Source organism: Nannocystis pusilla (genome assembly GCF_026626665.1).
Taxonomy (GTDB): Bacteria; Myxococcota_A; Polyangia; order Nannocystales; family Nannocystaceae; genus Nannocystis; species Nannocystis pusilla.
Window position 1 is genome coordinate 9,164,120 of the sequence record NZ_JAPNKE010000002.1, and the last position, 12,616, is coordinate 9,176,735.

Here is a 12,616-nt window from a genome sequence, read left to right on the forward strand (position 1 = left end):
CGACTCACCTCAGTTGATCTTGATGAGCGCGCCGGTGATCTCGTGGATCCCGACTGCGGCGCTAGTGATCCGCGGCCCGGAGATGGTGACGCCGGCGGGGTCGAGGGTGATGCTGGTGGCGCCGACGCTGAGGACGATCTTTTCCAAAGCGGACAGACGGATCGTGCCGCCGCTGATGTCGACGAGCTGCGGGCTCGTCACGCACACCTCGTTCGGCGCGGAGATCTCGACCTTGGTGGTCTTCGAACTCATGGTGACGTCGGTGTGGCCCCTCAGGGCGAGGGTTTCCTTCCGTGCGACCAGCTCGGCCCTCGTCTCGCCGATGAGCGAGAGCAGGGAGTCGTGCGAGCGGAGCACCATCTGCCCGCTGCTGGCGAGGTGCATCCGGCCGATACGCGAGGAGAGGTCGACGTCCAGTTCGGCGGCGGTCGTATGGCCGCCGCGGTGCACGTTCACGACATCGTCGCCGTGCGTGACGACGACCTGGTGACGACCGCGGACGATGGTAGCGCACCTGCCGTTGAGGACTTCTTGGATCAGGTCGCCATGGTTGACGTTGACGAGGCGATGGCCGTCGACCTCGATCGACTGGCGTCTACCGACCCGGACCTCTTGAACGCCGGTGATTTCGACGTGCTGGTCGCGACCGATCACGCTCTCGTGGTCGTGCCGGACGACCTCACGCAGATTGCGCTGGGCGTGGACGAAGATCTCCTCGCGGCCGCGGGCGTCCTCCACCCGCAGCTCGTTGAAGCCCTCGCCGTCGGGCGAGCTGTCCGACTTGAAGGTGGTGCGCGTCTTGTGGTCGGGGAGCGCGTGCGGGGGGCGGTTGATGCTGTTGTAGACGCAACCGGTGACGAGCGGGCGATCGGGGTCGCCGTCGATGAATTCCACCAACACCTCCATGCCGACGCGCGGGATGGACATGGCGCCCCAGCCGCTGCCGGCGCTGGCCTGGGCGACGCGGATCCAGCAAGACGCGGTGTCGTCGGGCGGGGAGCGGCGATCCCAGTGAAAGCGGACCTTGATCCGGCCGTGCTCGTCGGTGTGGATCTCCTCGCGCGGCGGGCCGACGACGATCGCGGTGTGCGGACCGTAGACGCGCGGGCGCGGCGGAGCCTGAAGCGCGCGCCAGGGGCGGTCGGCGCGGACGCACTCGAAGGTGTTGACATAGCGCGGCTCGGCGGCGCCGCCGGCGAACTGGTCGTGCTCGGGGGCGTCGCCGCGGTGATGGACGCGGACGATGAGGTGGTCGCCGTCGAGCTGAGGGCGCGGGAGGCCGTGCAAGGTGATGGTGTGACCGGGGAGCATCTCGAGGACGTCGCTCTCGGCGAGACCGAGCTCGGCGCCGGCGCGGTGCGCCTCGAGCTCGCGGCGGGCGCGGGCGCGGCCGTCGTCGTGTTGCAGGCGATGCTCGTCGTGGTGATGGTGGGCGCGGACGCGACCCCGGGCGTCACGGCCGTCGTCGACGCGGTGATACGGGGCGGACTCGACGTCGCGCCAGTTCCAGTCGCGCTGCTCGACGGCGGTGGTGGTGAGCCGGCCGTGCCAGTCGAAGGCGGCGAGGGACTGACAGCGCGCGACTCCGGTGTGCCGGGCGACGTAGGGCACTGCGCGGAGCGGGTGCTCGAGCTCCTGGGCGCGGGTGGTGCTGTCGAGGATGACGAGGGTCTCGCCGGGGCGATCGGCGGCGTGGGTGAAGAACCAGACGAGGCCCTCCTCGTGCATGAGGCGCGCGGCGAATTCGAGGTCGGACTCACGGTACTGGACGCAGTACTCGCGGGGACGGAAGGCGGCCTCCTCGACGCGCATGTCGAGGCCGCCGCCGAGGTCGCGCAGGGCGGGCGCGAGCACTTCGCGGAGGATCTGCGGGGCCGTTCGGTCCTGCCAGAATCGCGTGTCTGTCTGTTGGGACAGGAGTTGAAGGGCAGGCGCGACCTCGAGGCGCAGGGCCAGGCGACCGGAGAAGACGCCGAGGGTGCGAGCCTGGGTGACGAGGCCGTGGACGAGGCGGCCGTCGACGCCGCGGCAGAGCTCGAGGGTGCAGCGGGCGCCGAGGAGCGCGGCGACGTCGAGATCGACGCTGGCGGTGAGGAGGTCGATTGCGAGCGAATAAGGCTCGCAGAGGGCCTCGCGGAGGGTGAAGCGACGGACGTGCCATTCGGCGGCCGAAGCTTCTTCACAGGTGAAATGGAACTCGGCCGGTGGGAGCGGCTCGGAGCCGAGAGTCGCCTGGGGATCGGGATTCAAGAGGAGCATGAGGGTGGAGGGCGATCCCGCGCGGGACTGCCGAGGCACGCTCGTGCAAGGTCGAGGCCGAATGCCTGCAGGGCTCTCGGCGGCGCTTCTCGGCCGAGATGCGGCAGGGGGAGTTGGGGCGGCCAACCGCGGTTGGGACGTCGAGTTGGGCCTTCGCCGGTCCGGCGCGCCGAGGGTCGTTCACGCGTGGTCCCGACGCTCACAGTCGGGGCGCGGGGTCTTCGGTCATGACGCGGTCGGGTCCGGTCGTTCGCCTCTCACCCTGTTCACGATCTCGGCCAGCGATGCGATCAGCACCTCGGGCGCGTACTGCGGCGGCGGGCGCAGCACCGCCTCGAGCACGGCGGCCCCGGTCATCGTCGCCAGCAGGTACACGGTCGCGTCGGGCACCATCGCGGTCCTGACGGCGCGCGCGCGCAGGTCACGAGACGCGAACGCCACCTCGAGCAACAACCCGCGCGCCTGCTCGACCGCGGGGATCTCCCACAGGAACGGGACCTCGCGGAAGATCACCCCGACGATCGAGCGTCGCTTGTGGACGGCGGCGAAGATCGCCGCGATCCAGGCCCGCATGGCGTCCTCGTGCGGCGAAGCGGCCACCAGCGTGACGTTGGCGCGCAGGTCGGCCAGAAATTCTTCGAGCACGTGGCGGACGATCTCGGCGACGAGCGACTGCTTGTTGGGGAAGTACTCGTAGAGCGAGGCGATGCCGACGCCAGCGAGGTCGGCCACGTGGTTGGTGGTCAGCGCCTCGTAGCCGCGCCGCTCGAGGATCCGAGCGCCGGCTTGGACGATCGCCAGGTAGGTCCGCTGCGCTCGCGCCTGCGTGGGACGCTTGCGCGGGTGCAACGGGGATGTGGTGCGTTTTCTGGCCATGCGGGGGACCCGAGTCGAACCGACGATGACTCGGATGACGGTTGTAGCACCAACGCCGTACCGTCGACCGCCGCTGGGGGCGGGCAACAACACGCTCAAGAGGTCGGCGCCGCGGCCGTTGCTCGCCCGAGAAACCGAGCATCTCGAGCGATGAACGGGGCCAAGAACATGGAGACGCACATCCGCGGAGGAGATGGAAGGCCGTCCAGCGGGCCGATACCGGGAGGTTTGGCGGAGGCGGCCGGCGAACCGAACGGCGCGCGGGAAACCGAGTATGTCCGGGCTTTGCTCGGGTTCATCATCGGTGATGAGGTGAGAGCCGATGTCCATCGCCAGCCGTGTCGTCTCGTTCGCGTCCTTGATGATCCTTCCCTGCGTGGCTTGCTCCGACGAACCCGCTGCAGGCTCGTCCGCCCCCGATGACAGCGACGCGGTCGACTCGACGACCACGGGCGTGGGCTCGACGACGACGGGCGCGGGCTCGACGGACACGGGCGTGACGCCGACGACGACGGGCGTGGACCCGACCGGGGCCGGCGACTCGGAGAGCAGCGGCGACCCGCCGCCGCTGGGCTGCGTCAATCCCGAGGCTCCCTGGTTGCAGGGCTACCCGATCCCGCGCGAAGAGTCTCTGCCCGGCGATCCCGTGATCGGCCTCGAGGCGCTGCTCACCGAGGATTACGTGTCTTGCGGGATCCCGTGGGAGCTGTTCCCGATCGCGCAGCCCCTCCTCGGCACGTACGCCGACGGGCCGAGCCTCGCCTGGCGCGAGGGGAAGAACGCCCAGGTGCCGGTCGGGTGGAACGTGCTCGAGATGAAGGACGGCTCGGAGCTCGTCGCACCCAATTGCTTCAACTGCCACTCCGCCGAGTTCAACGGCGAGCTGATCCTGGGTCTGGGTCGCCACGACGCCGACTTCACCAGCGACCTCTTCGCGCTGATGCAACTCGTCCCCTCGCTGCCGGCGCTGAACGACGCGGGCAAGGCGTTCAACAAGTTCATCCAGCGCTTCGCGGTGGTCGGCCCGGCCTCGATCATGCTCACGGCGGGGACCAACCCGGCGATCGAGTTCGCGTTCATCCTGCTCTCGCACCGCGATCCCGTCACGCTCGAGTGGTTGGACGAGCCGATCCAGGAGTTGCCGGAGGACATGATGATCCCCGCCGATCCGCCGCCCTGGTGGCACGCGCGGAAGAAGGCCTCGCAGTTCGCCAACGGCATGTCGCGCGGCGACCACCGGGGGACCATGATCCTGGCCTCCTCGCTGTGCACCGACACGGTGGCCGAGGCGGCGGTGATCCTCGACTACTTCATCGACGTCGTGGCCTACCTCGAGTCGATCGAGCCGCCCCAGTACCCCTATCCCGTCGACGAGGAGCTCGCGGCCGCGGGGGCCGAGGTGTTCCAGTGCCACTGCGCGGGCTGCCACGGCAGCTACACCGCCGACGGGGAGAACGAGTACTACCCCAACATGTTGATCCCGGTCGATGTCATCGGCACCGACCCGGTGTTCGCCAACTACGGCGCGAACGAATTCAACTACCTCGAGGATTGGTTCGAGTCGAGCTTCTTCGGGACCGTCACCGAGCTCGGGGTCACCGAGCCGTTCCACGGCTACGTGGCGCCGCCGCTCGACAGCGTGTGGGCCAGCGCGCCCTACTTCCACAACGCCTCGGTCCCCACGCTCGAGCTCGTGCTCGACAGCGGCGCGCGGCCGACGTACTGGAAGCGCGTCGACTTCGACAGCACGAACTACGACTGGAGCGCGCTGGGCTGGCCGTTCGAGGAGCTCGACCACGGCCAGGATCAGGCAGGGCCGTTCGAGCAGCGCAACCTCATCTACGACACCACCAAGCCGGGGCACAGCAACGGTGGCCACGAGTTCGGCGACGCGCTCACGCAGCAGGAGCGCGCGGCGGTGCTCGAGTACCTCAAGACGATCTGAGCCGGCGTTCGGCGCGCCGGCGCGTCTCCTTCACGGATGGAAGAGAACCCGGCCGGCGCGAGCGCTTGGAGGCGGCGCGTCACATCGGGACGGCGCAGATCGTGGTGTCGATGCGGAAGTTCGACTCCACGGTGTGGCGCTCGGCGTGGAAGACGTCGAGCGGGTACGTGTTGCCGAGCTCGAGGCCGAGGTCGTCGAGGTCGACGGTGCCGGTCGTCACGCCGTGGACGCCGCCGAGGTCGATGACGAGGTCGCCGTCGATGAAGACCCACACGTCGTCGTCGCCCTGGAAGGTGAAGGTCTCGCCGCCGGTGTACTGGAACTGCGTGTGGATCTCGGTCGTGAAGTGGAAGTTGTGGCCCTGGCCCTCGTTGCCCCACAGGATGTTGTCGACCGGGAAGAAGCTGTTGTTCGTGTAGGAGAACAGGCCCGGCTGGATCTCCGTCAGGTTCAGGACGATCTGCGTCTTCTGGTTTACGTCCTGCACGTCGGTGTACCACTGCGCGAAGGTCGGCGCGTCGGTGAGCATCTTCGGGTTGCCGACCGACGCGAACACCGGCTTCTTGTTGGGGCCGAGGGCCGCTTGCACGAGGCCGTCGACCTGGCCGCAGCAGTAGTCCTCCATGTCGGGGTGCGAGAGCTTGAAGTCGCGGATGGTCGCGGTGAGGGTGTCGCCGCAGCCGACCGGCTCGCCCGTGGTGTTGCCGTCGGTCGTGCTCGACGAGGTGTCGTCGGTGGTCGAGCTCGCGGTCTCGCCGTCGGTGGTGCTCGCGGTCGACGTCGTGGAGTCGGTGGTGCCCGTCGTGGTGGAGTCGGTGGTGGTGCCCGTCGTCGTCGTCGTCTCGGGCGTGGTCGTGGTCGTGGAGTCGGTCGCGCCGGAGTCGGTGATCGCCTCGGTGGTGCCGGTCGAGGTGGTCGCCTGCGTGTCGCTGTTGCTGGCGCTGCCCTCGCTGTCGCTCGTGCCGGTCTCGGTCGCCCCGCCCGTCGGTCCGGTGGTCGGCACGGTCGACGAGGTGGTGGTGTCGGCGACGGTGGTCGACGAGCTGTCGCCGAGGTTGCCGGTGTCCCCCTGGGTCGCGGGGCCGCCACAGGCGGCGACGAGGAGGGTCATAACAGCGTGAGTTAGGGCGAGGTGTTTTGAACTCATAGCTGCTCAGGATACCGATCGCCCTGACGGGCGCAACTCGCCGAGGCAGCCGAAAGCCCGCGGTTCCGGCCGCCTCAGCGAGCGCCGGACCACACGGGCCGAGCAGGTAGGATGTCCCGAAGGACAGGTCAGCGTCGCGCGGACGGGAGCGCCAGCGCGCGCCTGGCGGTGGACGGTAGCGAGTCGACCCTGGTCGACGAGGCGGAGGTCGCGGAGCTCGTAGGGCCCGCGCAGGCCGGCGGCCTTGAGCGTGGCCTCGTCGAATTCGAGCACGAGCTCGCCGGGGCCCGCTTCGAGCCAGCGGGCGGCCTGGCCGACGCCGATCGGCTGGAGCTTGCCGGAGCGGTTGGTGCCGTGGAGGACGCCGCTGACGGCGAAGCGGCTGGCGGCGCCGACCTCGACCTGGAGACGAATGCGCAGACGTCCGTCGGCCACGTCCTCGACGGTGACGCCGCCGGTGTAGCGGGCCGTCGGCGCCGCGATCGACACCGCGTTGGTGGCGGTGCGACGGACCGGGACGCCGCGCGCGGTGACGCCCTCGGCGTGGATCTGCAGGGTGTGCAGGACGCCGGGCGCGGCGGCGCGACGCGGGGCGGGGACGTCGGCGCGATAGCTGCCGTCGGGGGCGCGGGTCAGGTCGAAGCGGGTGGTCTCGCCGTCGGGGGCGATGAGCTCGCCGCGGATCGATCTGGCCTTGAGGACAGCCTCGCCGTCGCGCAGGTGGGCGCGCACCTGCAGCCGCCCGCCGACCAGGGCGAGGTCGGTGTCTGGCTCGAGGGACAGGTAGGCGTCGGCGTCGCGCTCGAGCACGTGGACGAGCAGGGGGGCGCGCACGCGGGCGCGGAGGACGAAGGCGCCGGCGCCGAGGTCGGGGCGCAGGGTGAACATCGCGGTGCCGGGGGCGAACGAGGCGCCGGCGCTGCGCAGGTGGCTCGGGTCGGTGAGCGGACGCAGGGCGTCGATGCCGGAGTAGACGCGGCCCTGCGGGTCGACGAGCTCGAGCGCGTCGACGGCGATCGCGGCGCCGTCCTGCGGGCTGAGCTTGAGCAGCGCGCCGGGCTCGCTGATCGGCAGGGGGACGCCGGCGGCGAGGGCGGCGACGTCGAGGCGGCGCCACCAGGCCCGGCTCTCGGCGCGGTGGGCCGCGGGCCGGTCCTGCAGGTCGTCGGCGGACTGTTCGATGGGCCAGCTCATCGCCACCGGCGCGCGGTCGATGCTCGCGGACACGGCGGGGACGTCGGTGGCGAGCTTGTCAGCGGCGATGTCGCCGGCCACGGGGGCCGAGAGGCGGGCGCCGGGGGCCGCGGGCGCGGCAGCGACGGTCGGAGCGGCGAGCAGCACGGCGCCGAGCGAGAGGAGACGGAGGCGGGTCAGCATGACGGAGGTTCCTCGAGAAGAGATGAGAGTGCGGCGCGGTGGAAGCGTCAGACGTCGTTGCGCAGGACGACGTCGAGGCCGAAGCAGTTGCGCCGGCTCTGGTTGTGGCTCAGCGGCTCGCCGCCGGCGGCGAAGTCGGTGTCGTAAAGCCACACGTAGCCGGCGCCGCCCTGCGAGGAGCACTCGAGGAAGCCGTCGGAGCAGTCGTCGAGCCAGTTCTGGGTGGTCTCGAGGCCGACGTTGAGCGTGTAGCCGCCGCAGTAGGAGTCGTTGTCGAGCGGGGAGGAGTCGACGTCGGTGCCGACCACGGCCCAGAACTGACGCGACAGCGCGGGCCGACCGGCGGTGCCGTAGAGGTAGTTGCTGTTGTAGAAGGCCATGTGGCTGGTCTGCTGCATCGTGACCGCCTCGCTCTTGTAACCGAGCAGCCAGCCGAGCGACTTCTCGAAGGTGTTGCCGGCGGTCACCGCGTCGGCGAGCGGTGTGCCGAGGCTCGAGGGCGCGAGGGCGTCGACCCACTGGATGGTGCTGATGATCTTGGGGTAGCGGCTATCGTAGGTCGGGTTGGAGAGGATCCACCGCAGCACGTTGCCGCCGTTGGAGTGGGTGATCACCACCATCGAGGTGATCTTCTTGTTGTTGATGAAGGTGGTGAGCTGGCCGGCGAGGCAACCGGCGGCCTCGGGGTCCCACATGTATTGTTCGAAGTCGCAATTGATGACGACGTAATTGGCGGGGTTCGGCAGGCCCTGCCGCACCGAATCGACGAAGGGGGTGGTCCAGTAGTCGGCGAGGGCATTCGTCTGCTTGCCGGTGCCGTGGACGAAGGCGACGCCGACGTTGGCGTGCGCGAGGCCGGGGAGGGCGAGGACGGCCATACAGGCCAGGGACGACAGCACGCTGCTACGCATGAGGCAGGGACACTCCAGCGCGCATCAGAGCTGGATCGCGCGCCGGACGTCAATCGAAAAGATGCGCGAAGTCGCCCCTTCTGCATGAGCGGGCGCGCAGCTGCATTCACTGGATTGCGAGCGGTCGATTCCTGAACTCGGCTGCGGGGAATGTTGGCAGCGGGCCCGGTGTCACGGCCGCGGCGAGAGCTCGAGCAACGCCAGGCAGGGGCGGCCGGATTCGCAGGGGAATTCGTGGCGGGCGACGATCGTCCGACCGGCCGCGGGCAGGGCGGAGACGAGGGCGCGCTCGGTGGCGGCGTTGTCGGTGAAGGGGCCGTCGAACAGATTGGGGCCAGTCGACAACACCACGAAGCGGGCTGGATAGGTGTGGAGGATCTCCCGCCACGCGGAGGCCGTCGCTGCGTCGTCCCCGCGGCGGAGCGCGCGATAGGCGTGAATCGGCGGGTGTGGTGATTGCGGCGCCCAGGCCTCGAGCATGCCGACGTGATTGTAAGTAGTGGTGACGATGTCGCCCTCGCCGGGGTGACGCGCGGCGAGGGCGGCGGTCAGCTGGCGCTGCGCGGCGCCGCTGAGCATCGGGTTGGTGCCGGCCTGCTCGGCGGACAGGAGGGCGCCGCACTGCCAGGCGCGGGCGGTCAGGAGGGCACCGGCGGCGAGCGCCGCGAATCGCGGCGAGCGCAGGGACTGCAGCTGATGGGCGACCGCGAGGACGAACAGGGGCTCCAGGGCCATGCCGAGCTGGAACTGCTGCGGGTCGCCGTACAGCCAGGCGCCGAACAGGGCGTTGCCGAGGGCGGCGGCGACGAACAGGCACTCGCCGTCGCCGGCGCGAGCGCGCCACCAGCGGGCCAGCGCGAGCGCGAGGACGGCTGTCCCGAAGACCAGGCCGGGCAGCGGCGCGCGCGAGAGGTCGGCGACCAGCGGCAGCAAGACGGTGTCGGGGTCGGCGACCCACGCGAGCTGGGCGGCGAGGGTCGCGGGGGCAGTGGCTGTCCGTTGGGCCAGGTCGGCGAGGGGCAGCTTGGCGGCGGGGGCGGTGCCCGCGTGCAGCGGGAGCGCGAGCTGGACGGCGAGCGCGAACAGCAGCGGGATCGCGGCGCCGAGGCCGAGGGCGAGCGCGGGGCGGCGCAGGCCGACGCGGCGCTCGGGGTGGGCGAGGAGGAGCAGCAGGGCGGGCAGGAGGGTGGCGGCGATCGTGGCGCGGCAGAGGATCGCGGCGGCGAGGACGAGGCCGAGGGCGAGGCTGCGGGCGACGGTGAGGGGGCGCGTGGCGAGCACGAGGGCGGCGAGCATGGCGACGCGGCTGGCGAGCTCGAAGCCGTAGCCGGTGCGGGCGAAGAAGAAGAGGCCGGGCGACAGGACGCAGGCGAGGGCGGCTGCGCCGGCGAGGGCGAGGGCGAGGCCGAGGCGGCGGGCCAGCGCGAACACGAGGCCGACGAGCGCGAGGCCGAGGAGGACCGAGCTGCGACGGACGCCGGCGACGCCGTCACCGAGCGCGGGAGCGGCTGCGAGGCCGGCGTAGGTGCCGAGGGCGCTCTGGTGGCCTTTAATAAAAGGGGCCAGGTGCGGGCGTCGCCGACGTAGGCGAGTTGGGGCCACTGCGCGGTCGAGACCCAGCCGCGGCGGTCGGGCTGGTCGTGCGGCGGCAGCAGGCGCACGCCATCGCCGGCGAGCACGACGGGGTGGCGCGGCAGGTAGGGCGTGATCTCCTCGGCGATCACGCCGCGCTCGCCGGCGCCGGGCCACGCGAGCGCGAGGTGGACGGCGGCGAGGCCGACGAGCAGCGCGGGCGCGGCGAGGCGGGCGAGCTTCATGTGGGCTCACGGGGTGAGCGGGCCGAGGGGCGGCGGGCCGGCGGCCTCGCGGGCTCGCAACGCCTCGGCCAGGGCGGCGGCCGCGGTCAGGGCCGCGGGCGGGGTTGGGCTGTCCGCAGGGACAGGTCCGGCGAGGAACAGCGCCAGGTGAGCGGTGCTGGCGAGCGGGCGCGGGCCGTGGGCGTCGAGGCGGGTGACCGCGAGCTCGAGAGCGGGCTGGCCGGCGGCGCGCAGGGTGAACACGACGGCGCCGCCGCGCGGCCTGTCGACCTGTGCGATCGACCATGTCCCGAGCGACATGCCCGGAGCGACAGGTCCGAAGAAGGCCCACAGCGCGGTCTCCTCGGCGGCGGTGCCGGCGCCGCGCGGGGCGTCGGCGCCCGCGCAGGCGGCCGCGCGCGAGAGGACGCAGACGCCGAGGGTGAGGGCGCCGTAGGCGAGCAGCATGCCGAGGAGGCTGGCGCGGCCGAAGGCGGGCACGAGGGGGCGACTATAGCACCAGGTGGAGGATCCCGACACGGGACGACATGTCTCATGGAGCAGGTGAGAGAGCCGCGGGAGGCGGGCCGTCGCGCGGCGCCGCGGCTGTCGCAAAGGCCAGGTCGCAGGGGCGAAGCCGGCCGGCGTGGGCGGTGATGATCATCACGGTAGGGGCCTTGAAGGGGCGGCGGGAGGTGGCGATGATGACCGCGTATGAAGCGGACTTCCCCGGCGTTCGGACGGCGCGGGCTTCTGCGCGGCGGGGCCGCGATCGTCGGCTCGTCGGCGCTTCCGTTCACGTACACGTATCACCGCATCGCCAGGGCGGCGAAGTACGGCGAGCTGGTGCCCGACCCCGACGGCATCATCGATCTGCCGCCGGGGTTCACGTATAAAGTACTCACGCGGCTGTTCGACCCGATGAGCGACGGCTATCGCTCGCCGGGGCTGCCGGACGCGATGGGCGCGTTCCCGGGGCCCGACGAGGACACGGTGGTGCTCATGCGCAACCATGAGCTCGGCGTGCTCGACATCCTTCACACGCCGCTGCACCCGGAGCAGCAGGCGCCGCCGGAGTCGTACAACCCGGCGGCCTCGGGCTGCGTCACGCGGCTGGTGATCGACAACGAGACGCTCGCGGTGAAGTCGAGCAACCTGGTGCTGTTCGGGACGCTGCGCAATTGCGCCGGCGGCAAGAGCCCGTGGGGCTGGTTGTCGTGCGAGGAGACGGTCGACGGCAAGCACGGGTACACCTATCTGTGCTCGACCGAGGCGACGAGCGTGCAGCCGCCGCGGCAGATCGCCGGCTACGGGCGGTTCAGGCACGAGGCGGCGTGCGTCGACCCGGACACGCTGGTCGCCTACTTGACGGAGGATCGCGGCGACAGCTGCTTCTACCGGTTCGTACCGAGCGACAAGGCCGATCCGTTCACCGGCAAGCTGCAGGCGCTGCGGGCGGTCGAAGAGGACGAGTTCGCGACGTCGGACATGGAAGTGGGGCAGGTGGTGCCGATCGCGTGGATCGACGTCGACGAGCCGACGCCGGGCGACGACAGCGTGCGCGGGCAGGCGCAGGCGAAGGGCGCGGCGATCGTCAAGCGCGGCGAGGGCATCTATTACTGGCAGGGCGCGGTCTACGTGTGCTCGACCAGCGGGGGGCCGGTCGGCGGCGGGCAAATTTCCAAACTGGTCGACGGGCCCGAGGGCGGGACGCTCGAGCTGCTGGCGCGCTCGGAAGACCTCGAGGTGCTCGACCACCCGGACAACATCGCGATCGCGCCGTGGGGCGAGCTGTTCATGGCGGAGGACGGCGACGGCGAGGACTACGTGCGCGTGCTCGACGCGAAGGGCCAGGTGTTCGACTTCGCCCGCAACGCCAAGAGCGACAGCGAATTCTCGGGGGTCTGCTTCTCGCCCGACGGCAAGACCCTGTTCGTCAATTTGATGTTCGATCACCTGACTCTGGCGATCCGCGGGCCCTTTCCGGAGTTCACGCCGCCGCCGGAGACGACCGGCGGGGAGACGGAGACCGGGGGGGACTCGGAGTCGGGCGGGAGCGCGGCGCCGACGAGCGGGGGGGTGAGCTCGACGAGCGCGGAGGTCAGTACTTCCGGGGAGAGCACCGATGCGGACGCGACCGGCTCGGCGAGCGGCGGGGCGCTGGACGACGACGGCGGCTGCGGCTGCAAGGCCGACGCCGGCGGGCCGGGGCTCGGAGCGGTGCTGGCGGCCGCGGGGGCGCTGGCGCTGCGCAAGCGGGGGGCTGCTTCGGAGGGATGAACTTCGGGGCATGTTCTTCGGGACA

Annotated in this window: 9 protein-coding genes; 2 read left to right on the forward strand and 7 right to left on the reverse strand. The window is 71.1% G+C overall.

The features are described from left to right. Positions 1 to 9 precede the first annotated feature (9 nt). Together OV079_RS40520 and OV079_RS56610 are read right to left on the reverse strand one after the other, a co-directional pair. On the reverse strand, positions 10 to 2,259 hold the full coding sequence (locus tag OV079_RS40520; protein WP_267775035.1) for a type VI secretion system Vgr family protein: 2,250 nt from the start codon (positions 2,257 to 2,259) through the stop codon (positions 10 to 12). 225 nt (positions 2,260 to 2,484) lie between these two features. Then, on the reverse strand, positions 2,485 to 3,627 hold the full coding sequence (locus OV079_RS56610) for a TetR/AcrR family transcriptional regulator (protein WP_267775036.1): 1,143 nt from the start codon (positions 3,625 to 3,627) through the stop codon (positions 2,485 to 2,487). A 25-nt stretch (positions 3,628 to 3,652) separates the two neighbouring features. Between OV079_RS56610 and OV079_RS40530 the strand changes: the two genes are divergently transcribed. Next, entirely contained in the window at positions 3,653 to 5,080 is a 1,428-nt protein-coding gene (locus tag OV079_RS40530; RefSeq protein ID WP_267775037.1) for a c-type cytochrome, read from the forward strand. A 79-nt stretch (positions 5,081 to 5,159) separates the two neighbouring features. Here the strand turns inward: OV079_RS40530 and OV079_RS40535 are convergent, their stop codons facing one another. The 5 genes from OV079_RS40535 to OV079_RS40555 all read right to left on the reverse strand — a co-directional run bounded on the left by OV079_RS40535 (position 5,160) and on the right by OV079_RS40555 (position 10,812). Next, positions 5,160 to 6,191: a fibro-slime domain-containing protein gene (locus OV079_RS40535; RefSeq protein ID WP_267775038.1), complete on the reverse strand. Its 1,032-nt coding sequence runs from the start codon at positions 6,189 to 6,191 to the stop codon at positions 5,160 to 5,162. Positions 6,192 to 6,233: 42 nt separating this feature from the next. Further along, complete coding sequence (locus OV079_RS40540) at positions 6,234 to 7,604, reverse strand: DUF4785 domain-containing protein (RefSeq protein ID WP_267775039.1); 1,371 nt, start codon at positions 7,602 to 7,604, stop codon at positions 6,234 to 6,236. Positions 7,605 to 7,651: 47 nt separating this feature from the next. Next, positions 7,652 to 8,515, reverse strand: coding sequence for a hypothetical protein (locus OV079_RS40545; RefSeq protein ID WP_420829450.1), 864 nt, complete (start codon positions 8,513 to 8,515; stop codon positions 7,652 to 7,654). A gap of 171 nt (positions 8,516 to 8,686) precedes the next feature. Continuing rightward, positions 8,687 to 10,117, reverse strand: a complete 1,431-nt coding sequence (locus OV079_RS40550; protein ID WP_267775043.1) for a hypothetical protein — start codon at positions 10,115 to 10,117, stop codon at positions 8,687 to 8,689. A gap of 221 nt (positions 10,118 to 10,338) precedes the next feature. Beyond that, entirely contained in the window at positions 10,339 to 10,812 is a 474-nt protein-coding gene (locus OV079_RS40555; protein WP_267775045.1) for a hypothetical protein, read from the reverse strand. Between the two features lie 213 nt (positions 10,813 to 11,025). Here OV079_RS40555 and OV079_RS40560 point away from each other — a divergent pair, with 213 nt between their 5' ends. Continuing rightward, the gene (locus tag OV079_RS40560) at positions 11,026 to 12,591 is read left to right on the forward strand and encodes an alkaline phosphatase PhoX (protein WP_267775046.1); all 1,566 of its coding nucleotides are present in this window, start codon (positions 11,026 to 11,028) and stop codon (positions 12,589 to 12,591) included. Positions 12,592 to 12,616 lie beyond the last annotated feature (25 nt).

Bases quoted from the DNA above. Each gene is read 5' to 3' on its own strand.
- OV079_RS40520 (WP_267775035.1), bottom strand. From the start codon at position 2,259: ATGCTCCTCTTGAATCCCGATCCCCAGGCGACTCTCGGCTCCGAGCCG.
- OV079_RS40535 (WP_267775038.1), bottom strand. From the start codon at position 6,191: ATGACCCTCCTCGTCGCCGCCTGTGGCGGCCCCGCGACCCAGGGGGAC.
- OV079_RS40540 (WP_267775039.1), bottom strand. From the start codon at position 7,604: ATGCTGACCCGCCTCCGTCTCCTCTCGCTCGGCGCCGTGCTGCTCGCC.
- OV079_RS40545 (WP_420829450.1), bottom strand. From the start codon at position 8,515: ATGCGTAGCAGCGTGCTGTCGTCCCTGGCCTGTATGGCCGTCCTCGCC.
- OV079_RS40560 (WP_267775046.1), top strand. From the start codon at position 11,026: ATGAAGCGGACTTCCCCGGCGTTCGGACGGCGCGGGCTTCTGCGCGGC.